25 protein-coding genes and 1 pseudogene are annotated in these 22453 nt (G+C 70.5%); 12 read left to right on the top strand and 14 right to left on the bottom strand.

Going from position 1 to position 22453, the window contains the following annotated elements:
- Nucleotides 1–293: 293 nt before the first annotated feature.
- From ACZ63E_RS17410 to ACZ63E_RS17420, 3 genes and pseudogenes are all read left to right on the top strand, one after another.
- Complete coding sequence (locus ACZ63E_RS17410; protein ID WP_465337002.1) at nt 294–1301, top strand: YncE family protein; 1008 nt, start codon at nt 294–296, stop codon at nt 1299–1301.
- A 61-nt stretch (nt 1302–1362) separates the two neighbouring features.
- Nucleotides 1363–1473, top strand: a pseudogene (locus tag ACZ63E_RS17415) (molybdopterin-dependent oxidoreductase); the annotation flags it as partial.
- 277 nt (nt 1474–1750) lie between these two features.
- Nucleotides 1751–2419: a fasciclin domain-containing protein gene (locus ACZ63E_RS17420; RefSeq protein WP_465337003.1), complete on the top strand. Its 669-nt coding sequence runs from the start codon at nt 1751–1753 to the stop codon at nt 2417–2419.
- Nucleotides 2420–2810: 391 nt separating this feature from the next.
- Here the strand turns inward: ACZ63E_RS17420 and ACZ63E_RS17425 are convergent, their stop codons facing one another.
- On the bottom strand, nt 2811–3248 hold the full coding sequence (locus ACZ63E_RS17425) for an ATP-binding protein (RefSeq protein WP_465337004.1): 438 nt from the start codon (nt 3246–3248) through the stop codon (nt 2811–2813).
- Nucleotides 3249–3818: 570 nt separating this feature from the next.
- Here ACZ63E_RS17425 and ACZ63E_RS17430 point away from each other — a divergent pair.
- Nucleotides 3819–4439, top strand: a complete 621-nt coding sequence (locus ACZ63E_RS17430) for a fasciclin domain-containing protein (protein ID WP_465337005.1) — start codon at nt 3819–3821, stop codon at nt 4437–4439.
- Nucleotides 4440–4445: 6 nt separating this feature from the next.
- On the opposite strand, the gene ACZ63E_RS17435 is transcribed toward ACZ63E_RS17430, so the two are convergent.
- The 6 genes from ACZ63E_RS17435 to ACZ63E_RS17460 all read right to left on the bottom strand — a co-directional run bounded on the left by ACZ63E_RS17435 (nt 4446) and on the right by ACZ63E_RS17460 (nt 8169).
- Complete coding sequence (locus tag ACZ63E_RS17435; RefSeq protein WP_465337006.1) at nt 4446–4751, bottom strand: hypothetical protein; 306 nt, start codon at nt 4749–4751, stop codon at nt 4446–4448.
- A gap of 65 nt (nt 4752–4816) precedes the next feature.
- The gene (locus ACZ63E_RS17440; protein WP_465337007.1) at nt 4817–5734 is read right to left on the bottom strand and encodes a YeeE/YedE thiosulfate transporter family protein; all 918 of its coding nucleotides are present in this window, start codon (nt 5732–5734) and stop codon (nt 4817–4819) included.
- A 102-nt stretch (nt 5735–5836) separates the two neighbouring features.
- Nucleotides 5837–6133 (bottom strand): putative quinol monooxygenase, encoded by a 297-nt coding sequence (locus tag ACZ63E_RS17445; RefSeq protein ID WP_465337008.1) that lies wholly within the window; start codon nt 6131–6133, stop codon nt 5837–5839.
- 26 nt (nt 6134–6159) lie between these two features.
- A complete protein-coding gene (locus ACZ63E_RS17450) occupies nt 6160–6498 on the bottom strand; it encodes a twin-arginine translocase TatA/TatE family subunit (RefSeq protein ID WP_465337009.1) in 339 nt (112 codons plus the stop codon).
- A gap of 58 nt (nt 6499–6556) precedes the next feature.
- Entirely contained in the window at nt 6557–7510 is a 954-nt protein-coding gene (locus tag ACZ63E_RS17455) for a ferritin-like domain-containing protein (RefSeq protein WP_465337010.1), read from the bottom strand.
- 299 nt (nt 7511–7809) lie between these two features.
- Nucleotides 7810–8169, bottom strand: coding sequence for a YciI family protein (locus ACZ63E_RS17460; RefSeq protein ID WP_465337011.1), 360 nt, complete (start codon nt 8167–8169; stop codon nt 7810–7812).
- Between the two features lie 298 nt (nt 8170–8467).
- Between ACZ63E_RS17460 and ACZ63E_RS17465 the strand changes: the two genes are divergently transcribed.
- The 5 genes from ACZ63E_RS17465 to ACZ63E_RS17485 all read left to right on the top strand — a co-directional run bounded on the left by ACZ63E_RS17465 (nt 8468) and on the right by ACZ63E_RS17485 (nt 11550).
- On the top strand, nt 8468–8833 hold the full coding sequence (locus ACZ63E_RS17465) for a YciI family protein (protein WP_465337469.1): 366 nt from the start codon (nt 8468–8470) through the stop codon (nt 8831–8833).
- Nucleotides 8830–10044: an RNA polymerase sigma factor gene (locus tag ACZ63E_RS17470; protein WP_465337012.1), complete on the top strand. Its 1215-nt coding sequence runs from the start codon at nt 8830–8832 to the stop codon at nt 10042–10044. Before ACZ63E_RS17465 ends, ACZ63E_RS17470 begins: the two co-directional genes overlap by 4 nt.
- A gap of 79 nt (nt 10045–10123) precedes the next feature.
- Nucleotides 10124–10618 carry an SRPBCC family protein gene (locus tag ACZ63E_RS17475; protein WP_465337013.1) on the top strand — a complete coding sequence of 165 codons (495 nt, stop codon included), beginning with the start codon at nt 10124–10126 and terminating at the stop codon, nt 10616–10618.
- Between the two features lie 43 nt (nt 10619–10661).
- Nucleotides 10662–10982, top strand: a complete 321-nt coding sequence (locus tag ACZ63E_RS17480) for a hypothetical protein (protein ID WP_465337014.1) — start codon at nt 10662–10664, stop codon at nt 10980–10982.
- Nucleotides 10969–11550: a carboxymuconolactone decarboxylase family protein gene (locus ACZ63E_RS17485; RefSeq protein ID WP_465337015.1), complete on the top strand. Its 582-nt coding sequence runs from the start codon at nt 10969–10971 to the stop codon at nt 11548–11550. Before ACZ63E_RS17480 ends, ACZ63E_RS17485 begins: the two co-directional genes overlap by 14 nt.
- Before the next feature lie 8 nt (nt 11551–11558).
- Here ACZ63E_RS17485 and ACZ63E_RS17490 read toward each other — a convergent pair whose 3' ends face one another.
- From ACZ63E_RS17490 to ACZ63E_RS17500, 3 genes are all read right to left on the bottom strand, one after another.
- On the bottom strand, nt 11559–12035 hold the full coding sequence (locus ACZ63E_RS17490) for a (2Fe-2S)-binding protein (RefSeq protein WP_465337016.1): 477 nt from the start codon (nt 12033–12035) through the stop codon (nt 11559–11561).
- Between the two features lie 9 nt (nt 12036–12044).
- Nucleotides 12045–14375, bottom strand: a complete 2331-nt coding sequence (locus ACZ63E_RS17495) for a molybdopterin cofactor-binding domain-containing protein (protein WP_465337017.1) — start codon at nt 14373–14375, stop codon at nt 12045–12047.
- 153 nt (nt 14376–14528) lie between these two features.
- Nucleotides 14529–15737: a PucR family transcriptional regulator gene (locus ACZ63E_RS17500; protein WP_465337018.1), complete on the bottom strand. Its 1209-nt coding sequence runs from the start codon at nt 15735–15737 to the stop codon at nt 14529–14531.
- A gap of 230 nt (nt 15738–15967) precedes the next feature.
- On the opposite strand from ACZ63E_RS17500, the gene ACZ63E_RS17505 reads away from it, so the two are divergent.
- Nucleotides 15968–16816 (top strand): helix-turn-helix transcriptional regulator, encoded by an 849-nt coding sequence (locus ACZ63E_RS17505; protein WP_465337470.1) that lies wholly within the window; start codon nt 15968–15970, stop codon nt 16814–16816.
- On the opposite strand, the gene ACZ63E_RS17510 is transcribed toward ACZ63E_RS17505, so the two are convergent.
- The gene (locus ACZ63E_RS17510) at nt 16813–17616 is read right to left on the bottom strand and encodes an SDR family oxidoreductase (RefSeq protein WP_465337019.1); all 804 of its coding nucleotides are present in this window, start codon (nt 17614–17616) and stop codon (nt 16813–16815) included. The genes ACZ63E_RS17505 and ACZ63E_RS17510 overlap by 4 nt on opposite strands.
- A gap of 150 nt (nt 17617–17766) precedes the next feature.
- On the opposite strand from ACZ63E_RS17510, the gene ACZ63E_RS17515 reads away from it, so the two are divergent.
- Nucleotides 17767–18933 carry a hypothetical protein gene (locus tag ACZ63E_RS17515; protein WP_465337020.1) on the top strand — a complete coding sequence of 389 codons (1167 nt, stop codon included), beginning with the start codon at nt 17767–17769 and terminating at the stop codon, nt 18931–18933.
- Between the two features lie 2 nt (nt 18934–18935).
- On the opposite strand, the gene ACZ63E_RS17520 is transcribed toward ACZ63E_RS17515, so the two are convergent.
- Nucleotides 18936–19775, bottom strand: coding sequence for a helix-turn-helix transcriptional regulator (locus ACZ63E_RS17520; RefSeq protein ID WP_465337022.1), 840 nt, complete (start codon nt 19773–19775; stop codon nt 18936–18938).
- Nucleotides 19776–19860: 85 nt separating this feature from the next.
- Here ACZ63E_RS17520 and ACZ63E_RS17525 point away from each other — a divergent pair, with 85 nt between their 5' ends.
- Nucleotides 19861–20640: an SDR family NAD(P)-dependent oxidoreductase gene (locus ACZ63E_RS17525; RefSeq protein ID WP_465337023.1), complete on the top strand. Its 780-nt coding sequence runs from the start codon at nt 19861–19863 to the stop codon at nt 20638–20640.
- A gap of 292 nt (nt 20641–20932) precedes the next feature.
- Here the strand turns inward: ACZ63E_RS17525 and ACZ63E_RS17530 are convergent, their stop codons facing one another.
- Both ACZ63E_RS17530 and ACZ63E_RS17535 read right to left on the bottom strand, forming a co-directional pair.
- Complete coding sequence (locus tag ACZ63E_RS17530; protein WP_465312566.1) at nt 20933–21709, bottom strand: glycoside hydrolase family 75 protein; 777 nt, start codon at nt 21707–21709, stop codon at nt 20933–20935.
- Between the two features lie 160 nt (nt 21710–21869).
- Complete coding sequence (locus ACZ63E_RS17535; RefSeq protein WP_465337024.1) at nt 21870–22448, bottom strand: TetR/AcrR family transcriptional regulator; 579 nt, start codon at nt 22446–22448, stop codon at nt 21870–21872.
- Between the last annotated feature and the right edge of the window lie 5 nt (nt 22449–22453).

The raw sequence follows: 22453 nt of genomic DNA on the forward strand, positions 1-22453 counted from the left end.
GTGACGACCCGCAGGCCGCCGCGGGCGCGCCGGGCCCGCACCGCGACGCCACGGATGGCAACGACGAGCGTCTCGCCGTCGCATCGGCACGCAGTCACGTCCAGAACCACCACGCCGCAACACAATTCGAGCGCCTCGGCGAGTTCGGCCACCAGCCCGGCGACGCCCGAGCCGGTCAGCCGGCGCATCACCGGTACGGGTATCGAATCGCCCACCCGAACAACACGACCACCCCCTTACGGGGTTCTTACGCATCGCGATCGGGTGACGTGAAACAGCTAGCGTGAACGAACATGCGACGACCATGCACGCTGCTCGCGATCACCCTGCTGGCGACCGCCTGCGGCACCACCCCGACCGGCGGGACGGCGCCACCGCAGCTGCCGCCCGCCGCCGAGCCCGCCGTCTCGCCCTCGCCGGGCGCGATGCCCGCCGGCACGATCGTCGAGGTGGGGCCGGAGCCGGAGGGCATCGTCGCCGACGACGTCAGCCACCGCGTCGCGGTCGGGATCCGCAACCCCGACCGGCTCGCGCTGCTCGACACGGCCACCGGCCGGGTCACGACCACGGTGGCGCTGCCCGGGCACCTGCGACACCTGCAGCTCGCGGCGCCGGGCGGGCCGGTCCTGGTCCCTGACGAAACCTCGAACCGGCTGGTGACCGTCGCGCTCCCGGACGGCCGGATCACCGGGGAGGTGACCACCGGCATGTCACCGCACGACGCCACCCGCGCGGCGAACGGCCGGGTCTTCGCCGCCAACGAGAACGGCCGCAGTATCGCGGTCACCCAGGACGGCAAGCTGGTGCACACCTTCACCGACGTCACCCAGCCCGCCGGGCTCGCCGCGGTCGGGGACCTCGTCGGCCTCGTCGACGTCCGCCAGAACGACCTGAGCGTCTACGACGCCGGGACGCTGACCCGAGTCGCACGGCTGCCCGCCGGCGCCGGCCCGACCCACGTGGTCGCCGACCGCCGCGGCCACTTCGCGGTGATCGACACTCGCGGCGGGGCCGTGCTGACCTTCGACCCGGCCGCACCCGCGCACGCCCTGAGCAAGCTCGACCTGCCCGGCGCGCCCTACGGCGTCGCTTACGATTCGCGGCGCGACCAGTTGTGGGTGACCTTGACGGCGAAGAACCAGCTCGTCGGCATCACGCTCGACGGGCCTGCGCCACGGGTGTTCGCCACCATTCCCACCGTCCGCCAGCCCAACACCGTCGCCGTCGATCCGGCCACCGGCGCCCGCTACGTCACCGGAACCGCCGACGGCACCGTCGAGATCATCCCGGGGCCGCGGTGACGGTCCCGGATCCGGCGGGCAGCAGCCCGGCCGGCTGCGCGCCGCACGGGCCTGGTAGGCGCTGGCGATCGGGATGAACGGAGAGCCGTTGCCGCTGGAACACGGCTTCCCGGCGCGGCTGGTCACCCCAGCTTGCACTGGGTACGTGTCGGCGACGAAGTGGGTCGTGGACAACGCAGCTGGAGCCGGGAAGCGCCGATCAAACCGAGCGTGGCGTGGCCGGAAATCACGCTGTCGCAGGAGGTCAACCTGAACACGCGGATGTGGTGGACCTGTCCCCGGGGGCGCACCAGGCGCTCTGCCGCGCCACGGACGTCACCTTCACCGCCGCCGGAAAATTTCTTCCCGGTTCGACCAATCCGGTTCCCACCGGTGGACGAATCACGGGGCAAGAAGAGGTTCTCGCCCCCGAGTGACCTCGGCCGCGTAATCAATTGGAGTGAATTCTCGTGCGTAACCTTCGTATTGCCGGAATCGGCCTGACCGCGGCCGCCGCGCTGACCCTGACCGCCTGCGGCAGCAGCGACACCGCGTCCTCGGGTTCCTCCAGCGCCCCGGCTCCGTCGTCCTCGATGGCCGCGCCGTCCTCCAGTGCCGCCGCCGGTGGCGATGGCATGACGACCAACGCCGACGTCTTCGGTCCGGCCTGTTCGCAGCTGCCGCAGGGTTCGGCCCCGGGTTCGCTGGACTCGATGGGCCCGCAGCCGGTCGCCTCGGCCGCGTCGACGAACCCGCTGCTGACCAAGCTGGTCGCCGCGGTGAAGGCCACCAACCTGGTCGACACGCTCAACAGCGCGCCGTCGATCACCGTGTTCGCCCCGGCCGACCCCGCGTTCGCCGCGCTGGGCGACGCGAAGTTCGCCGAGCTGGCGGGCAAGCCGGCCGAGCTGTCGCCGATCCTGCAGTACCACGTCGTCGGCAAGCGTTACGACGCCAAGGGTCTCGAAGGCGCCGGCACGCTGGAGTCGCTCAACACCGCCGGTGGGCCGCTGAAGATCGAGGGCTCGGGCGAGAACATGACCGTCAACGGCGCGAAGATCCTGTGCGGCAACATCCCCACCAAGAACGCCACGGTCTTCGTGATCGACAAGGTGCTCACCCCCGGCACCAACAAGTAAGCGCAGGTCCGGTCACTGACCGGTGACCTGACTCCGTACGATCGCCTCGGCTCCTCAACCCCGGAGCCGAGGCGGTCGTACTTTCGCTGTCCGGCAACGGGTCCCGGATGGCGACCGATGCCCGGTGGCGGATGGCAGGACATCCGCTACTGGGAGACGCCGAAGCGGCGGCGTCCGCCGGTCGTCGTCACCGCCGGTTCACTCCATGGCGCTTCACCCCGCTCGCGCTGGTGTTGTACGTGCAGTCGGATGTGGTGCCCCCCCGTGGCGACACCCGCTCACCAGCTGTCCTCCGTTCAGGACGCAGCAGACACGGTTCGGCCGGGCAGCAGGTTGATCTTCATCGTGCTGGTTCACCCGGTCGATGCAGCCGGACCCCGTCGGTGCACGGTCAAAGAACGGCTGGGAAGAACTTGATCGGCACCAGCGCCCACACCACCTTGCCCTCGCTCGCGGCGCGCACGCCCCAGTCCAGCGACAGCTGGCCGACCAGCCGGAGCCCGTACCGCCCCGATCCCGCGCGGCAGACCCGCACGGACGTGACGTCGGGGTCCGCGTCGCCGACTTCGATCAGCAGGTGCTCGGTGACGCGGGTGACGCGCAGCTCGTGGACGGCGGTGGTGTGCCGGTAGGCGTTGCCCACGAGCTCGTCGATCACGAGCAGGACCCCGCCGTACCGGTCGTCGGGGCACGCCCCGAAGGTGAGCGCCTCGGCCACGACGGACCGGACCCGACGAAGATCCGGGCGGTCGCTCAGCGCGACCGTGGTTTCGGCCGCCGCGGCGAGCCGATCGGTGAGCTGCGCCAGCTCCCGGTCGAAATCCATCATGGAAACCGGACCTTCCCTCGACACGTGGCCGGTTCGTGGTTCGGGCCGACTCCGCAGCCGGATTGGTTAGCGGACCGTGATTCACCGAATACGACCAAGCGGGACACCGGGGATGTCCGGTGTCCCGCTCGGCCGGGATTCCGAGGGAGTGGCGGGTCAGCCGAGGTCGAGCAGTCCGCCACCGAGGAGACCGTCGCAGGAAGCCGAGTGCCGCGGCGGGCAGCGCAGCGGTCGCCAGCATGCGACGGCGGAGTGTGCTCACGGTGGATCTCCTTCTCCCCGAACGAACATCGGACCCGATCCCGACGGGTTCACGGACCATTCGAGGCGACCGGACCCAGCGAAGTCGTCGTAGAGCCGGGCAAACGCGGGTTTGTCCCCACGGGCGACGGCATCGATGAGCTCTTCCGGCGACCGGATCTCGTTCGTCGGTGGCGGAGGCACGGGTGCGGAGGCATGCGCGGCGACCATGCCGAGTCACTCGATCGGGTCAACCGTGGTGGTGCGGCCGTCCGTGCCCGCGACGGCGGCGAAGCACCTGCACGCTGGCCACCCGACTTGGAGAATTTCGTGAACAAGCTTCGTGTCGCCGGAACCGGTCTGCTGGCCGCCGCCGCGCTGCCCCTCACCGCCTGCGGTGGCCCCACCTCCCCGGGAAGCCCCGGCAGCTCGCCGGTCCCGTGGGCGGCGTCGCCGAGCATCGCCGGTTCGACCGGGACCCCGGACGGCGTGACCACCGACGCCGACGTCTTCGGTCCCGCGTGCGGCCGGCTTCCGCGAGGCTCTCTTGATTCGATGAGGCCGCGGCCCGTCATCTCCGCCGCCTCGACCAACCCGCTGCTGACCAAGCTCGTCGCCGCGGTCAAGGCCACGAACCTGGTGGACACCCTCGACAACGCGCCGGCCATCACGGTGTTCGCCCCGGCCGACCCGGCCTTCGCCGCCCTGGGTGACGCCGAGCTCGCACCGATCCTGCAACACCACGTCGTCGGCAAGCGCTACGACGCCAAAGGCATCGCGACCGCCGGTTCGGTCGACACCCTCGACACCGCCGGCGGCCCGGTGAAGATCGAGGGCTCGGGCGTGACCATGACGATCAACGGCGCGAAGATCCTGTGCGGCAACATCCCCACCAAAAACGCGACCGTCTTCGTCATCGACAAGATGCTGATCCCCGGCACCAACAACTAACACCGGTCACGCGAGCATCTGCATACCGCCGAAGAACAACACCAGCAGCGCCCCGATTCCGCAGCCCATCAGGAGCGCCCCACCGAGGCTGGGCCGGATCCGGACTCCCGCGTAGGCCAGGCCCAGCGCGAACATCATCCAGGCGCCCACGTAGGCCAGGTGCGACATCATGGTGCTGCTGAGCTCGAACGCGACTTTCGCGCCGCCGGCCACGACGAGGGCGGTGGCGATCGAGATTCCCACGTGGGTCCACCGGTTCTTGGTCGTACCCCCGGTGGCGGTCGAAGCGGGGTGCGGGTGACTGCGGGTCATGGTGACCTCCTCGTCGGATCACTCCAGTCTCACACCGTTCGCGCCCGATGATCCTTACCGCACGATTACCGCAGTTCGGGAGTCTTGGCGACGGCCGCCCGCGCGAGCGCGATCCCGGCGACGACGGCGGCCACGACGACCCACGAGGACACGTTGAGCTGCGCGACGCCCGAGAGTCCGTGACCGAGGGTGCAGCCACCCGCGAGCCAGCCACCCGCGCCGAGCAGGAACCCACCGGCGGCCAGCCGGACGTAGCGGACCGGCCGCTCGCCCCGCACGCGGAGATCGTCGGTCACGCGAGCGGCGATCGCGGCGCCCAGGACGATGCCCGGCAGGAACGCCGTCAGCCACCAGTTCGGCTCGCCGGTGACCAGACCGGCCACCGCGCCGACCGTGCTGGGGCCGAAGCTCGCGCCACCGGCGCCCGCCAGTGCCCAGCCCGCAATCGTCACCACGCCGAGTGCCACCCCGGCGACCGGCCAGTTCCACTGCCCGCGGCGCGGGTGATCCGCGTGGCGCCACAAGCACAACGCCGCGACCACGGCAGCCAGGAACGCGAAGGCGAACGCCACCCGCGGGACGCCGAGCAGAGCAGGAAAGGTCGCGGCCGGCCCGGGCGGCAGCAGGGTCGGCCCGGGAAGCACGACCTGACGTGCGGACAGCTCACCGGCGGCCCAGCCACCGAGGCCGAGCGCGCAGCCGAGCATGCCCGACCCGAGCTTGAAGAACAGGCCCGAAACACACGTGCCGGCCACTGCCATGCCCACGCCGATCACGAGCCCGCCGGCGACGTCGGCGACGGGCGTGAACGGCAGGCCCTGGTTCAGGCCGTCGCCGAGCGGAGTCAGAAACAGCACCGAGAGGCCGGCCGCGGCGATCGCCACGCCGAGCAGCCAGCTCCGGGCGAGCAGGAAGCGGCCGCCGAGGATGCCCGCGAAGGTCGAGTGGAAGCACAGCTGCGCACGGTGCAGCACAAAGCCCATCGCCACCCCGGCGGTCCCGCCGGTGAGGATCGTGATCGCGCTCCCGGGAATGACACTCCTCCTCTGCCGTTCGCCGCGGCCGCCAGGCGCCGCGCCCGGTGGCTACTTCACCGCGAGGACGTCGATGGGGCGGATGTCCGGATCGGCCGCGAGCAGGTCTTCGGCGACCTGCCCGAGCGCAACGGGGATCTCGCCGCCGACGTGGGCTTGGCGGGCTTCTTCGGTCTCGAAGGTGTCGAAGATGCCGTAGGTGGTGTCGTCGATCTTGAACGCGTACCAGGTGACGGTCCCGGTCTCGGCGGCGGCGAGCGCGCGGCCCTGCTCGAGGAACGCGGCGAGCTCGTCTCCCTTGCCCGGCTTCGCTTTGAGGGTCGCGAGAAGTCCTCGGTCGACGGTCATGGGATGACGGTCCTTTCGGTTGTGTGTCAGGTGGCTTCCATGTCCACCCCGGCCGCGCGCCCGGTCGGCGGCGGCGGCTCCGGGGTGGACGGTTCGGCGGGCGCCGGGTCCAGGACGAACCGCGTCAGGGCGGTGCGTGGATCCAGGTTGCGGAGCTGGTTGAGCTCGCCGAGTGGTTTGCGCAGCTGCTCGAACTCGGGGCCGATTTCGTTGCTGATCTGCTCGTGGGCGTTCGCGAGGGCGTCCTTGGCCTTCTGCGCCGTCCTGCGCACGGTCGCGATGGCGCCGGGAAGTCGCTCCGGGCCGAGGATGAACAGCGCGGCGACGAGCAGGACGAGCAGGTGTTCCGGGCTGAGTCCGAACATCGTGTCCTCCGGTCGCGGGTGCGGGACCACCCGACAGCGGTCCCGCACTCCGCTCCGATCAGTTGGCGGCGCTGGTGTTCACTTCGCCGTTGACGCCCTTCGGGAAGAACCCGCCGGACTTGGCGGCCTTGTTCGTCAGGTAGACGATGTTGAGCACCTGACCCGGCGAACGGCTGTACGCGATGCCGTTGGCGTCCGTGGGGACGATGTTGGCGTTGCCGTGGCTGTCGATGACACCCTGGTCGTCGTCGGTGGGGCCGTCGAGGCTGTCGCGGGCGGCCGAGAGCTTGAGCGTGGCCTTGCCGTCACCGCGCTGGTAGAGGGCACTGCGGATGTTGGCCGCGTGGTACGCCTCCACGGCGAGGATCCCCGCCGCCGCTTCGAGGTACGTCTTGTTGGTGATCAGCGGCGCGGCGCCCTTGTACGCCGTGACGCCGACATCTTCGAACAGGAACGCCGCGAGCAGGAAGTTCTCCTCGCAGGAGAACGCGTCGAAAGTCTGGCCGGGCTTGACGAGCCCGGCGGCCTGCGCGGCGGCGGTGAAGCTCGACTGCAGATCGATGGCCGGGCGGCTGACCGCGGCGGAGCCGAGCGCGGACCGCAGGAACTGGACGTGCGCCTTCTCGTCGCCGGCGATTTCCTGGGCGTACTGCTTGGCGGCCTTGGTCTGGAACCGGACGGCGCGGCCGCCGGTGACACCGCCGCGGGTGCCGGTCCCGGTGGTCATCGAGTCGGCGAGGCCCTTGCCGGTGACGGCGTGCAGGTAGAACTCGGCTTCGAGGTACTCGAGGTTGAGGGCGAAGTTCAGGACCGCGCCGTCACTCACCCCGCTCGGCGCGGCGGCAGCTCGTGGGGTGGCCGCGGCCGCGGTGCCCGTGGCGAGGCCGCCGAGCGCGCCCGCGCCGACCACCCCGAGCCCGGTCATCCCGGCCGCCTTGAGGAAACGGCGGCGGTCCTGGTCGTTTTCGGCGCTCCGGTTGATCATCGAAGCGGCATAACGCTTGCCAAACACGGATGAGCTCCTCCCCGCCCGCGCGCGTACGGCGGGCGTAACCCGACGCCGACTCCCGGCGCTGGGGCGGATCTGTCGCGGACAGTCCACTTTCGAGGCTGGGCGCGGAGCGGATGGGTTGATTCCCTGACCGGGTGACGATCCGGGTGCCCACCGTACGAAATTAGGCGTTTTGTGCCGTTCGCCGTCGAAAAGCGCGGAGAATACCCGTTACCGAACGGGAGAAACCGTCCGGCGGAAATCTTTGATCCACACCCGATCCGGTGAAGTTCATCGTCCCGAAATACGACTTCCCTGGTTCAGGCTTCGAAACCGGCCAGCGGCCGCACCTCGATCGGCACGCCGATCGCCGCCGTCACCCGGCCGGCCCACCCCAGGGCGGCGTCGAGGTCCGCGGCCTCGACGAGGTAGAAGCCGCCGAGGTGCTCCCTGCCCTCGGCGAACGGACCATCGGTGATCAGCGCCTCGCCGCCGGACTCCCGCACCACCCGCGCCGCGCCGGGCTCGCTCAGGCGGGCGCTAAAGAGCCAGCTCCCGGTCGACTTCAGATCCTTCTCGACCTCGCCGAGCAGCTGCATCGACCGACGCATCTCCTCTTCGGTGGGCGGTTCACGAACTTCACCGTCGACGCTGTGCACGGACAACAAGAACTGGGCCATGACTTCACTCCTCCGGCGGACGTCCGCCGCCGCTCACCATCGATACGAACGAGCATGCCCTGGATCGACAGGTTTCCGTGAACGACTGGATCGGGCAACTGCTCGTCCGGCTCCCGCGTCCTAAGTGGAAAAAAGACATGGCGGTGGATCCCCGCGGCGAAGCCATTCTCGAGATGGCGAGAGGCGCTCACGTAGCCGATTCGGAAAGCTCGGACCGGGCTGTCGAGTTACGGTCGATCCGTTCGTCATCCTCTTCGACGACAGCACCACGGCTCGAGCTGGAGGACACGTGCAGTACATGCTGCTGATCTACAACTGCCACCGCCCCGAACCCGGCGACCCGGCCTTCCCCGACGCGCTGGCCAGGGTGAACGCCTTCGCCGAGGAATGCCGCCGGCGGGGCGCGTTCGTCTCCGGTCACCCCCTCCAGGGTGAGCACACCGCCACCACCGTCAGCGTCCGCGACGGCAAGACGCTGATCACCGACGGCCCGTTCCCCGAGACCCACGAGCACCTCGGCGGCACCTACGTCCTGGACTGCCGCACCCTCGACGAAGCCCTCGAGCTCGCCGCGCTCTGTCCCATGGCCGCGGACGGCACGATCGAGGTCCGCCCGATCGCCGGGGTCCCGGACCTCGACCACCGCGCGTCGACGGGCGTATGACGGCCGTGTCCGTCCTGCAGGAGACCTACCGCGAACACCGCACCAAGATGCTCGCCGCCCTGGTCCGGGTGCTGGGCGACTTCGAACTCGCCGAAGACGCGCTGCAGGACGCGTGCGCGCTCGCCCTGCGCAAGTGGGACCAGCCGCCCGACGACCCGGTCGCCTGGCTGCTGACCGCCGCCCGCAACGCCGCGATCGACCGGCTCCGGCGCGCCCGCCGTGGTCGCGAAAAGCTCGCGCAGCTCGGAGAACCACCGGAGGTGGCGACCGTGGACTTCGACGAAGATCGCCTGCTCAGCGTCGGCGACGAGCGGCTCAGCCTCCTCTTCACCTGCTGCCACCCGGCCTTGGCCGAAGAGGCGCGGGTCGCGCTCACGCTGCAGGCCGTGGCCGGGTTGACCGCCGGCCAGATCGCCCGGACCTTCCTGGTCGCCGAACCGACCCTGGCCCAGCGGCTCGTGCGGGCCAAACGCAAGATCCGCGACGCGGGAATCAGCCTCGAAGTCCCCGCCGACCGCCTCCTGCCCGAGCGGCTCTCGGGCGTCCTCGCCGTGATCTACCTGATCTTCACCCGCGGCTACACCGCCGGCGGCGACCAGCCGGAGTACCGCGAGCTGCAGCAGGAGGCGATCCGCCTCGCCAAGCTCGTCGCCACCCTCATGCCCGACGAACCGGAAGCCCTCGCCCTGGTCGCGCTCCTGCTGGTCCACCACTCGCGCTCGGCCGCCCGGTACACGCCGACCGGCGACCTGGTCCTGCTCGACGACCAGGACCGCGCACGCTGGGACCACGCCGAGATCGCCGAAGCCGTCGGCCTGCTGGACCGGGCCCTGCGCCTCGGAACGCCCGGGCCGTACGTGCTGCAGGCGACCATCGCGGTCCTGCACGCCCAGGCGCCGACGGCCGCCGACACGAACTGGGCCGCGATCGCCGCGGTGTACGAGCGGCTGCTCGGGTTGACGCCGTCGCCGGTGGTCGCCCTCAACCACGCCGTGGCCGTCGCGATGGCCACCACCCCGGCCGAGGGGCTGGCGTTGATCGACCGGATCGAGGGCCTCGACGGCTACCACCTGCTGCACGCGGCTCGCGCCGATCTCCTGCGCCGCCTCGGCCGCGCGGACGAAGCAGCCGCGGCGTACCGGCGTGCCCACGACCTCGCCACCACCCCCGCCGACCGGCGTTATCTCGCCGGCCGAATCCAGGAAACTTGAGGGGACGAAGCTGTCGAGAAGCCGGGCAGCCGTTCGTCCTCTGGTGAGTCAACCGACGACTCGCCGAAAGGACACACCCATGAGCAGCACGTCTCCGGCCGCCACCTCGGTTCGGGCCGACATCGTTGTCGACCTTCCCGTCGAGCAGGCGTTCCGCGTGTTCACCGAGCGGTTCGACAAGGTCAAGCCGCGCGAGCACAACCTGCTCGCGGTGCCGATCGAGCGGACCGTTCTCGAGCCCCAGGCCGGCGGCAGCGTCTACGACGTGGGCACCGACGGCAGCCGGTGCGCCTGGGCGCGGGTGCTCGCCTTCGAGCCGTCGGAGCGGCTGGTCCTCAGCTGGGACATCAGCCCGCGCTGGCAGCTGGAATCCGATCCCGGCCACACCAGTGAGGTGGAGATCCGGTTCGCCGCCGAAGACGCCGATCGCACCCGGGTCGCCCTCGAACACCACCACCTCGACCGGCACGGCGAAGGGTGGGAAAGCTTCACCAGCCTGGGCTCCGGCTCGGGCTGGCCGCTGTACCTCGACCGGTTCCGCGCCGCGACGCAACGGGATGCCGCGGAGGCGTGAAGCGGATACCGTCCCCTGATCCTGGCGACAACGGAGAGGCCCCATGAGCACACACCGCGATCGAGCGGAAGAACTGCGCGCAGCGGTGAGCAACACCGGAGTCACCGAGTCCGCGCTCCGGACCGCGGTGGCGGCCCGGGCGGCGGGCGGGCCACCGGTGGCCGAACCGTACGACGCCCTGGCCCGGCAGATCGGTGCCGCCTCCTACCGGGTGACCGACGACGAGGTCGCTGCCGTCCGGCAGGCCGCAGGCAGCGACAAAGCCGCGTTCGAGGTCGTCATGTCCGCCTGCGTCGGAGCGGGCCTGGCTCGCTGGGACACCGCTGCCCGGGTCATCGAGGAGGCGACCGATGCGCCTGCCTGAGGTCGAACGCGGTGACGGTCTCCGCAGCAAGCTGCTGATCCGGGTCATCTCCCTGGCGCTGGGTGCGCGTCTCCCGGACGCGGCCCGGGTTGCCTTCTACCACAAGGGTTTCGTCGGCACGGCCCTCGGCGCATGGACGCAGGACGTGATGCGCGGACCGAGCGAGTGGTCGGTGGCGGAACGGGAACTGATGGCTGCGATGATCGCCCAGTGGAACGCGTGTCCCTTCTGCGTCGGGGCGCATCGGGCCATCGCGGTGCACGGGATGGACAAGGCAGTGGCCGACGCGGCCCTCGCCGACTACCACACCGCGCCCATCTCGGAGTCCCTGCGCGCCACGCTCGCCGTTCTGGAAACCATCACGGTGAGCCCTGATGAACTGCAGGGCGACCAAGTCCGGGCGGCGCTGGCCGCGGGTGTCACCCGGAGGCAACTCGACGATGCGGCCGCGGTCGCGGCCGTCTTCAACATCATCACCCGCTACGCCAACGCACTGGGCTTCGCCATCCCGACCGACGCCGAGTTCGACAAGGCCGCCGGCATGATGCTCAAACGCGGCTACACCTGAGCAGCTGTCTACATGTTCTGCGCCCCCGCCTGGATCGCCTCCCGGATCCTGGCGTAGGTGCCGCACCGGCAGATGTTGCGGATCTCGTCGAGGTCGGCGTCGGTGATCGCGTGGCCCGCGGCGGTCGCCTGCTTGACCTTCGCCACCGCGGCCATGATCTGGCCCGGCTGGCAGTAGCCGCACTGGGCGACGTCCAGCTCCAGCCACGCCTCCTGCATCGGGTGCAGGTCCTTCCCGACGGTCGCGGGCAGTCCCTCGATCGTGGTGATCTCGTCGGTGTCCTTGATGTCGGCGACCCGCACCGAACACGGGTTGAACGCCTTCCCGTTGATGTGGCTGGTGCACGCCTTGCAGACGTCGAGCCCGCAGCCGTACTTCGGACCGGTGATGCCGAGCAGGTCACGGAGAACCCAGAGGAGCCGGAGATCGTCGTCGGCGTCGACGGTGACCTGCCGGCCGTTGACCTTGAACGTGTGTTGCGGCACGGCTGGCTCCTAGTAGGCGTGGTCGAGGCCGTCGGTGGGCGACGGCGGCGTGGACGGCTGCAGCGGCAACGGCTCGAAGCTCAGCGTGCCGTGGTTGATCGGGAACGACGTCGGCATCTTGCCCACCGCCCGGGCGTAGGCGCAGGCGACCGCGGCGAACGACGGCGCGACCGCGAGCTCACCGGCGCCGCTCGGACTGGTCGACGTGTTCGGCATGACGACGACCTGCGTCTCGGGCGGGGTGTTCCACTCCCGGGTGTAGAAGTAGTTGTCCCAGCTGCCTTCCAGCGGGATGCCGTCCTTGATGTGCACGCTCGAGGTCAGGCACATCGCGATGCCGTCGTTGAGCCCGCCGATCATCTGCGCCTCCAGGCCGCGCGGGTTGATCGCGAACCCGGGGTCGACCACGACGAGCGCCTTCGTCACCCGCGGACCGGTGACGGCGTCCGGGATCTTGCGGTTGACGGTCTCGGGGCGGCAGTCGATCTCGACCAGCACGGCGATCGCGCCGCGGTACTCGGAGTGCAGCGCGATTCCCTGTGCGGTGCCGGCCGGCATCGCCCGGCCCCAGTTACCGACCTGCGCGGCCTTGTCCAGGACCGCGCGCAGCCGGGTGTCCTTGAGGAACTCCCGGCGGAACACGACCGGGTCCTTGCCGAACTTCTTCGCCAGCTGGTCGACGACGAGCTCTTCGGCGGTGACGACGTTGGGCGAGTAGATGTTGCGCATGCTGCCGGTGTTGAACTTCAGCGGGATCTCGTTGAGCAGCTGGGTGGTCACGCCGAAGTTGTAGGGCGAGGACTGGGTCAGCAGGAAGATCGACTCGGCGAAGCTCAGGTTCCCGGCGATCGGCAGCCGCGACGCGAAGGCCGTCAGCATCTCGCCGAGCCCGTGGCTGAACTCCGTCTGCACGCTGGTGTGCCGCTGTTCGAAGCTGATCACGTTGCCCAGCAGGTAGGTGGCCCGTACCCGCGACACGCACATCGGGTGGATGCGGCCCTGGCGGAAGTCGTCGGTGCGCGACCACATCAACTTGACCGGCTTGCCCATCTTCTGCGACGCCTCCGCCGCCTCGGCGGCCGCGTCGTGGAACAGGTGCCGGCCGAACGAACCGCCGCCCTGGGTCACATGCACCTTTACGGCGTCCTGCGGCAGGCCCAGCTGCTTGGCGATGTCCTCCTGCGCGACGATCGGCACCTTCAGGCACGACCAGATCTCCGCGCGGTCCGGCCGGACGTCGGCGATCGCGGCGCCGGTCTCCAGCGGGCTGTTGCTGGCGGCGGCGAAGGTGAACTCCGCGTCGATGTACTGGTCGAGCAGGCCGGGCACGGCCATCGGCAGCTGCGCGGCCTTGAGCTTCCTGAGCACGGTCGCGTCGGACTCACCGTCCACCGTGCCCGGTCCCCAGGTGACCTTCAGCGCGCGGATCGCGTCGATGCACTGGCCGAACGTGCGGCCGCGCACCGCGACGCCGTGCGAGATCGCGGCGACGTCGGTGATCCCGGGCATCGCCTTGACCTCGGCGGCGTTGGCGATCGTCCGCGGCGTTCCGTTGATCGTCGGTGGCCGCGCGACCATGGTCGGCAGCGCGTCCGGGACGTCGACGTCGAGGGTGAACTGCTTGCGGCCGGTGACCGCGGCGTGGGCGTCGACCCGGTTCTGCGGGGTGCCGAGGACCTTGAACTCCGAGCGCGCCTTCAAGGTGGCGACCACGCTGATCGTCGTGGCCGACGCGGCGGCCTTCGACAGCGAGCCGTACCCGGCCTGCCGGCCACTCGAGTGCCGCACCGTCCCGGCCGACGTCGTCAGCTGTGACACCGGGACGCCCCACTGCGCGGCGGCCGCGGCGAGCAGCCGCTGCCGGGCGATCGAGGCCGCGGTGCGGACCGGGGTGTAGATGCTGCGCATCGAGTTCGACCCGCCGGTGAGCTGGTTCATCAGCAGTTCGGGCCGCGCGTCGGCGAGGGTGACGTCGATCCGGTCCAGCGGCAGGTCGAGCTCCTCGGCGATCATCATCGCGACCGCGGTGGTCATCCCCTGCCCGACCTCGGCCCGCGGGACGGCGAAGGACGCGCGTCCGTCGGTGCCGACCCCGACGGTGACCAGGCCCGAGGTCGGGAGGGCGGCGAGGTTCTGCAGGTCGCCGAGGTCGAAGATGTCCTCCGGCTGCGGCAGGGACGGGATCGACGCCTCGGCCTGCCCCGGCGCGAGTTCGGCGGCGCTCAGCTGCGCGGCGACCGCGAGCGTCGGCGCGGCGAGCACGAAGCCGAGGAAGCGGCGACGGCCCAAGCTGCGTGGTTCGGGTTCGGGTGGCTGCGCGGCGGGGACATGGTGGGCCATGAGCGGCTGGTTCCTCTCGAACAACGGTGTCGGAGAAGTGCGGGGCTGGGACGCCGCCGGCCGGAGTGTTACACAGATCACGCCGCCGAAAGAATGCCCCGAGTGCCTACGTTTGGCCTAGTGCCGTTGTGCACCGTGCACAGCCCGCGCCCGTCAGGGCACGCGCGGTGGCGGGAGGAACGGCAGCGCGCGCACGATCAGAGACAGCTCCAGCGGCACTTCGCCGCCCGTGAGCCGCTGCTCGATCAGTCCTTCGATCCGGTGGATCCGGTTCAGCACCGTGTTGCGGTGGCAGTGCAGCGCCTGCCCCGAGCGTGTCGCCGACCCGCCGGTGCCCACCCAGGTCGCGAGGGTCTCCAGCAGGAGACCGCGTTCGTCCCCGCCCAGGTCCAGCAGGCCACCCAACCGGGTCTGCAGCAGCGAATCGGTCAGTTCCGGTGAGCTGAGCAGCAAGGCTTCGGGCAAGCGTTCGGCCAGGCAGACGACGCTGGTCCGGCCCGGCGGCACGGTCCGCATCGCCAGGACCGCTTGGCGGTAGGCGGTGTGCACGGCGGCGAGCCCGTCGACGACCAAGGAGACGCCGGCCGCGGTGGCCAGCACGGACCCGATGGCCTTCGTGGCCTTCGCGACGTCGCGGCCGGGCAGCGAAACCAGGCCGACGAGCACGTCGGCGCGCAACTGCCAGGCCGACGCCGAGCCCAGCTTCTCGAGCGCGACAGCCAGCGGTTCGACGCAGTCGTCGCCCCCGGGACCCGCGGCCGCGACCACGACGTAGGGCCCGGAGATCGGCAGGCGGAGGGTGCGGCCGGCCTCGTAGGCGAATCCGGCGTCGGCGGCTCGCCCCTGCAGCAGTCCTTCCCACAACGACGCGCGTCGTTGCTCGTCCGCGCGCACCAGACTGCGCTCGGCCGCGTGATAGGCCTGCGCGACCTGGGCCGAGATCGCGTCGACGACCTCCCACACCCGGGTCGCGAGGTCGAGCATCGCCTCGTTGTTCACCTCTCCGGTGGCCCGGGCCTGGTCGGTCAGGGCCTGCCAGACCAGCCGCCCGCCGAGCCGGAAGGACCGCAGCACGTCATCGAGCGGCAGCTGCTGCTCGGCACGGCGGCGTCCGGTCGCGCGAGCCGCGTCGTAGAAGTCGCCGGCGTCGCCGGGGTGCCCGATGAGCTGCAGCACCCGCCGGAGGTTGTCGTGGCACGAGTGCCACAGGTCGTCCCGCGGCACGACGTCGACCAGGCGGTACCCGGGGTTCTGGTCGCCGATCACGGAGACCAGGAGGTCGGTCAGCTCGTCGAGCCCGCGCAGCACGCTGGCCGCGAGCGACCGCGCCGTGTCGCCGCTGTCCACCCGCACCTCGGTCATTCTCACCCACCGTCGCCGCCCGCGCAGGGGTTCGGAGCCGGCGGCCGCGCGGATCGGTCCTGGATCACGTGAGCCGGATGATCACCCGACGGCTCCACACCGTCCGCGATCGAACCGGCTTTCCGAACGACCTGCCGGACCTGGTCCGCTGTCAGGCGGCGAAGTTCCCAGATCAACGGGGGTACCGGCAGTACCTCCCTTCGCCCGTCGACAGCGCCTACGGTGATGAGATGGTCAAGATCGATCTGCGCACCGAGATCAAGGAGTTCCTGCGCTCGCGTCGCGCGCGGATCGCGCCTGAGCGGGCCGGGCTGCCCGCCTATGGTGGCAACCGCCGGGTTGAAGGGCTGCGTCGGGAAGAGGTGGCCCTCCTGGCCGGGGTGTCGGTCGACTACTACGTGCGGATGGAGCGCGGCAGCCTCGCCGGCGCCTCCGACGGGGTGCTCGACGCCCTGGCCTCGGCCCTGCAACTCGACGAGGCCGAGCGTGATCACCTGTTCCACCTCGCCCGGCAGTCCAGGGCGCCGAGCGCTCGCCGGCGGGCCAGCGTGACCGTGCGTCCGGCGCTTCAGCGGGTGCTCGACGCCGTCACCGATGCGCCGGCGTGGATTTGTAATGGGCGTTATGACGTGCTGGCCACGAATCACCTTTCTCGCGCGCTGTATTCACCGATGCTGGCCGACACACGACGGCCGGCGAACACCGCGCGATTCGTGTATCTGGATCCCGAAGCGGCTGAACAATTCTTCGTCGACTATGACGAAATCACCTGCATTGTGGCCGCGAAGCTCCGCATGGAAGCCGGGCGCGATCCGCACGATGAGGAACTGATCGCCCTGGTCGGTGAGTTGTCGACGCGCAGTGAGCTGTTTCGGCGGCGGTGGGCCACTCAGGACGTTCAGCTCCACCGGTCCGGACGCAAGCGTGTGCACCATCCGGTGGTCGGCCGGCTCGACCTGGACGTCGAGACGATGGAGCTGCCCACCGACCCCGGCTTGCACCTGAACGTCTACACCGCACCCGCGGGCACGGCGACCGCGGACGGTCTGGCCCTGTTGGCTTCGTGGGTGGCCGGCTAGGTCCCTGTTGCGGTGGTGGCGATGCCGCCGTCGCTCGGGATGATCGTGCCCGTAAGGTAGGACCCGGCCCGGCTGGCCAGGAACACCGCGATGCCCGCCATGTCGTCGTCGCGGCCGAGCCGGCGCAGCGGGGCCTTCGCCGCGATCGTGTCGCCGATCGCGTCGAGTGTGGACGCCATCATGTGCGACGGGAACGGTCCTGGGGCTACCGCGTTCACCGTGACGTGCTGCGGGCCCAGTTCCCTGGCCAGCACCCTGGTGAGCTGGTGGAGTCCCGCTTTGCTGCTGGCGTACGAATAGTTCGGCGACTCGGCGACGTGGATGCCGGCGATACTCCCGATGTTGATGACCCGCGCGGGATCATCGGCCGTGCCCGCCTTGCGAAGTGCGGGCAGCAGCGCCTGCACCAGCCAGAACGGCGACTTGAGGTTGAGGTCGAGCACCGTGTCCCAGGCCTCGGCCGGGAACGTCTCCAGCGGCTCGCGCCACATCGCTCCCGCGTTGTTGACCAGGATGTCCAGGTGTCCCGAGTCGGCCTGGACGAGATCAGCGAGGCGCCGGCACTCGTCGTGGCTGGACAGGTCGGCGGGAATTGCCCGGACGTCGCCGAACTCGGACAGCAGGTTCTGCGCCTCCTCGCACGTTTCCGCGTTGCGTGAGCTGATCATCACGCGCGCGCCCGCCTGAAGAAGACCGCGCGCTATCATCATCCCGATGCCCTTGGTGCCGCCGGTGACAAGTGCGTGTTTCCCGCTCAGATCGAAAAGCTCTTCGTGAGTGGTGGACTTGTTGTCCGCCATGGGTATTTGTCCTCTCTTTCCCGGTGCCGCTGAATTACAGACTGACAGGCGTCCTGGACGTCCGGGAGATCCTGCTGATACAGGTACTGGGAGGGCCACCTTGACCGGGCCGACCGGACCCGGGCCGGGACCGCCGGGAATCATCTACCCATGCCGACCTCATCACCCCGGGCGAGAGTCCAGCGGACCGAACGCTGGTTCCTCCGGCGCGGGACCCCGACGATGATCGCCGGGTACGGCTTCACCGAGCACGTTCTCCCCCGGATGCTGCCCGTGCTCGTCTTCGTCACCCTGGCCAGCCTCGCCTGGCTCGTCCCGCTGAAGACGGCCGGCTCGGGCCGGTGGGTGCTGCTCGGCGTCGTCGTGGCGGTGACCCTCGCGGCGTGGGTGACGATCTCCCTGTTCGTCCGGCGCCTCCCCCGCTTCTCCCGCGCCACGACCGTCGTCATCCTGATCACCTACGCCGCGATGCCGGTCGCCGTCCCGCTGCTGCAGCTCGCCTTCGACGGCGCCATCACCCTCCCCGGCGCCCGCGCGCTGGGCGTTCTGGCCTTCCTCCTGTTCTTCGCCGCCGTCTTCGCGGCCACCTGGGTCGCCACCGTCTACGGCTTCGGCACCCTCGTGCGCCAGGGCATCAAGCAGGCGGTCACGGACCTCCGCAACAGCGTGCAGGTCCTCGGCCGGGCCCTGCCGGTCCTGCTCTTCGTCACCCTGTTCCTCTTCTTCACCGGCGAGCTGTGGCAGCTGATGAACCAGCTCGCGTGGTGGCGCCTCACCCTGGTGGTCGCCCTCTTCGGCGCGGTCACCGTCCTCGCCGCCGCGGCTCGCCTCCGCGAGGAGATCGGCCGGGTCGAACAGGACTTCAGCCCGGCTATGCTGACCGCCGCCTGCGCCGGCACCCCGCTCGCCGCCGTCACGATCGACGGGCCCGTCCGCGCGGTCAGCCTCAACGGACGTCAGAAGCGCAACCTGCTGCTGATGCTCGCCACCCGCCAGCTCGTCCAGGCCGCGGTCATCGGTCTCGCCCTGTTCGCCTTCTTCGTCCTGCTCGGCGTGATCATCGTGACCCCCGCCGCGGCCGAACAGTGGATCGGCACGACACCGGCGATCTCGCCGCTGCTGCCCGGCGTCCCGGTCGCCCTGCTCCGCAACGCCACCCTGCTCGCCGGGTTCGGCAGCATGTACTTCGCGGTCACGTCGATGAGCGACAGCGAGCACCGCAAGCAGTTCTTCGCCCCGATCATCGACGAGATCGAGCGCACCCTGGCCGTCCGGGCCGTCTACCTCACGCTCCAGGCGAACACCGCGAGCTCCTGACGCTAACCCGCGGTGATGCTCTCCGTGCCCAGCACGCTCAACAGCGCCAGCGCTTCGGCGTCGCGGGAGCCCGCCGCCGCGGTGTAGAGCACGAGGTGCTGGTCGCGGTCGGTGAGCGCGAGCGAGTCGCAGTCGACGGTGACGTCCCCGACGACCGGGTGGTGGAAGGTCTTCGTGAGCATCGGCGCGGCCCGCACGTCGTGGCGCTCCCACAGCCGGGCGAACTCGGGGCTGCCGTCGCGCAGCTCCTCGACCAGGCCGGTCACCGCCGGGTCCGCCGGGTAGCGGGCGAGCGTGGCCCGCAGCGCCATGACGACGTGGTGGCGGAACTCGGCGGCGTCGGAAACGCCGTAGAGCGTGGTCGCCGGGCGCAGGAACGCGCGGCGGGCGAGGTTGCGCTCCGCCACGGGCAGCTTGCCGAAGTCCTCCATGAGCGCGGCCGCGAGGTCGTTCCACGCCAGCACCTCGAACGTCGCCGACGTCACGAACCCGGCGGTCTGCGGGAGCCGCTCGAGGAGCGTGAGGATGCTCGGCCGGACGTCGCGGCGGTGCAGCCCGGTGCGGTTGGGTGAGGTGCCCGCGAGGACGTGCAGGTGGTCCGATTCGGCGTCGGTGAGCAGCAGGGCGGCCGCGATCCCGGCGAGGACCTCGCCCGACGGCCGCGGCGCGCGGCCCTGTTCGAGGCGGACGTAGTACTCGGTGGAGATGTGCGCGAGGACAGCGACCTCCTCGCGGCGCAGCCCGGGCGTCCGGCGGCGCGGGCCCGACGGCAGCCCGGCGTCCTCCGGCCGGAGCCGTTCCCGGCGGCTGCGGAGGAACGTGCCGAGCTCGCGCTTGTCCATACTCCGAGTATGCGCGCCGCGCGGGGGCGCAGCCTGGTACACCCTGTGCCTGTCTCGGGCCGGCGACCGCTCCGAAACTGGAGCCATGACCACGAACACCACTGCTCTCGGCCTGCTCACGGGCAAGGTCGTCTTCATCACCGGCGCTTCCCGCGGGATCGGCGCGGCCGCGGCCCGGCTCTTCGCCCGCGAGGGCGCCGCCGTCCTAATCGCCTCCCGCGGCGCCGACGCCCTCGACGGGATCGTCACCGAGATCCGCGGCGACGGCGGCACCGCCGACGCCGTCACGATGGACCTCGCCGACCGGGCGAGCGTGCGCGCGGCGGTCGCCCGCGTCGAGGAGCTCCACGGCCGGCTCGACGGCGCGTTCAACAACGGCGCGGCCATCCAGCGCCGGCCCGGTCCACTCGACACCACCGACGATGAGGACGTGGACGAGCAGTTCGCGGTGAACTTCCGCGCGCACTGGACGGCGATGAACGCCGAGGCCGAGCTCATGCGCCGCACCGGCGGCGGCGCGATCGTCAACACCTCCAGCATCGGCAGCCGCCGCGCAAACCCCGCGCTGCCCGCCTACGGCGCGATGAAGCGGGCGCTCAACAGCCTCACCGAGACTGCGGCGGTGTCCTGGGCGCCGGAGGGGATCCGCGTCAACGGCATCACCCCGGGCGGCACGGCCACGGAGATGATCGACACCTGGGAGGCCGCGACGCCCGGCGTCGTGGCGCGGATCAGCTCGTCGACCCCGCTCGGCCGGATGGCCGACCCGCACGAGATCGCCGAGGCGGCGGCGTGGCTGTTGTCGGACCGCGCGTCGTTCGTGACGGGCGCGATCCTGCCGGTTGATGGGGGCGCCGGGGCCTAAAGCCTCCGAAGGCGCGAGCGCATTCTCCCGGGACCTACTCACCGAGCACTTGATCAGCGCCGACATCGGGGCTTCCCTCGCCTGGTGCGCGGGAACCGGCTCACCTGTGCGGGTGCGGACTGGTGCGAGGCGGAGAAGACCGCCGCCGATCGGGCGCGGCCGTTCTGTTCGTCGCGAGCCGAACTGCGCCTGGTCGAAGCGTCCGCGGGTTGTTATGTGTCGTACTCGTTGATGGGTGGGCCTTGACCGGCCACCGGGTGCCGGACGCGCACCCGGTGGCCGGCCTGAGTACTCAGATACCCATGCTGGTACCGAGGCTGTCCAACGCCTTCTGCACCAAGGCCTGGGCGTTGGCGTTCAGGGCGGAGTTCGCGCCGTTCACGACCCAGGAAGAGCCGGAGAAGATCACCACGGTCACGCCGTTGTCGACGCCGCCGGTGGTGCCGCTGCTGGGAATGCCGAGCGACGAGGCCGCCTTCACCGACGCCTCGCCGAGTTCGCGGGAGTCGTTGTCCGAAGTGGTCTGGTCGTTGCCGGTCTGGGTGTCGCCGAAGATCGCGCCGATCACCTTGCTCTTGTAGAACATCAGCGCGAACTGGCGGCCCTTGATCCCGTGCTCCTTGTAGAAGAAGTGCGGGCACGGGCTCTTGCGGTCGTAGCAGTCGTCACCCAGCACGTAGAACGGGACGTGGTGCGCGGCCAGCTGCTTGCCGTTGCTGTCCTGGAAAGTCGTCTCGTCCTGGTGGTCGGGGTCGGAGTCGGGGTCACTGCCGTCGTCGTCGACGGCCAGGCCCGAGCTGTACGCGTAAACGCCCGACGACACCTGGAACACGTTGACGTTCTGGGACCGCGTCATGGTGTTGATGTGGGGCTTGGAGTTGACCTTGTTCGCGGTCGTGCTGTTCTTCTTGACGCCGGCCAGCACCTCGGCCGCCGTGTACGTCTTGTCTGCCGTGGCCGGGGAAGCCGTGGTCGTCGTGGCCGCGTCGGCGGCCTTCACACCGAGCGGCGGCGCGATGAGCGTCAGAGCCGCGGCGGCTACCACGGCGAAGCGCTTGCGGGATGACATGGGCGGGGACCCTCCGTCGTTAGTTAGGAAAGTTACCTAACAGAGGGAACCACTTGTGACACCGGTCACGTGAAAATTTTACCAACATTTTGGAGAAATGTTCCGCTCGCCGGGGCATGCCCAGGCAAAAACCCCTTGCCCGGCCGGAAAAGGGGGCGGCTCAGCCCAGCGACGCGCTCGCCGCACGCAGCTCGTCGAGCGCCCGAAGAAGGTGGACGGCGAACCCGTCCTCGGAGACCCGGTCGCCGTCGGCCCACTCGACGTACCCCCGCTTGAAGGCGAGGACGCCGAGCTCGCCGGCCAGCGCGGCGGTCGCGTCGGACACCCCCCGGGCGACGAGGGCGGCGGTCATGGCGGCCGCCAGGCTGACGCTCTTCAGGGCGTCACGCTCTTGAAGCTCGGCGCTGGCGGCGACGGCCGCCTTCAGCCGCGGGGCGATCTCGCGGTTCATCGGGCCCATCGCGGTCGACGCGCGGACGAGGCCGGCGGCGACCGCGTCCAGCGGGCTCGCGTCGCCGGGCGCTTCGGCGATGCCCTCGCTCAGCAGCCGGCTCAGCGTCTCCTGGCCGGCGACCAGCAGCTCACGCTTGTCGGGGAAGTACCGGAAGAAGGTGCTCTTGGTGAGCCCGGCGCGCTCGGCGATCTGCGCGACCGTCGTGGCGTCATAGCCCTGCTCGGCGAACAGGTCGACGGCCGCCATGACGAGGCGTTCGCGCGCTCCCGGTTCCCATCGGCCCATGCGTC

The sequence above is a fragment of the Amycolatopsis sp. NPDC104819 genome, from assembly GCF_055583145.1.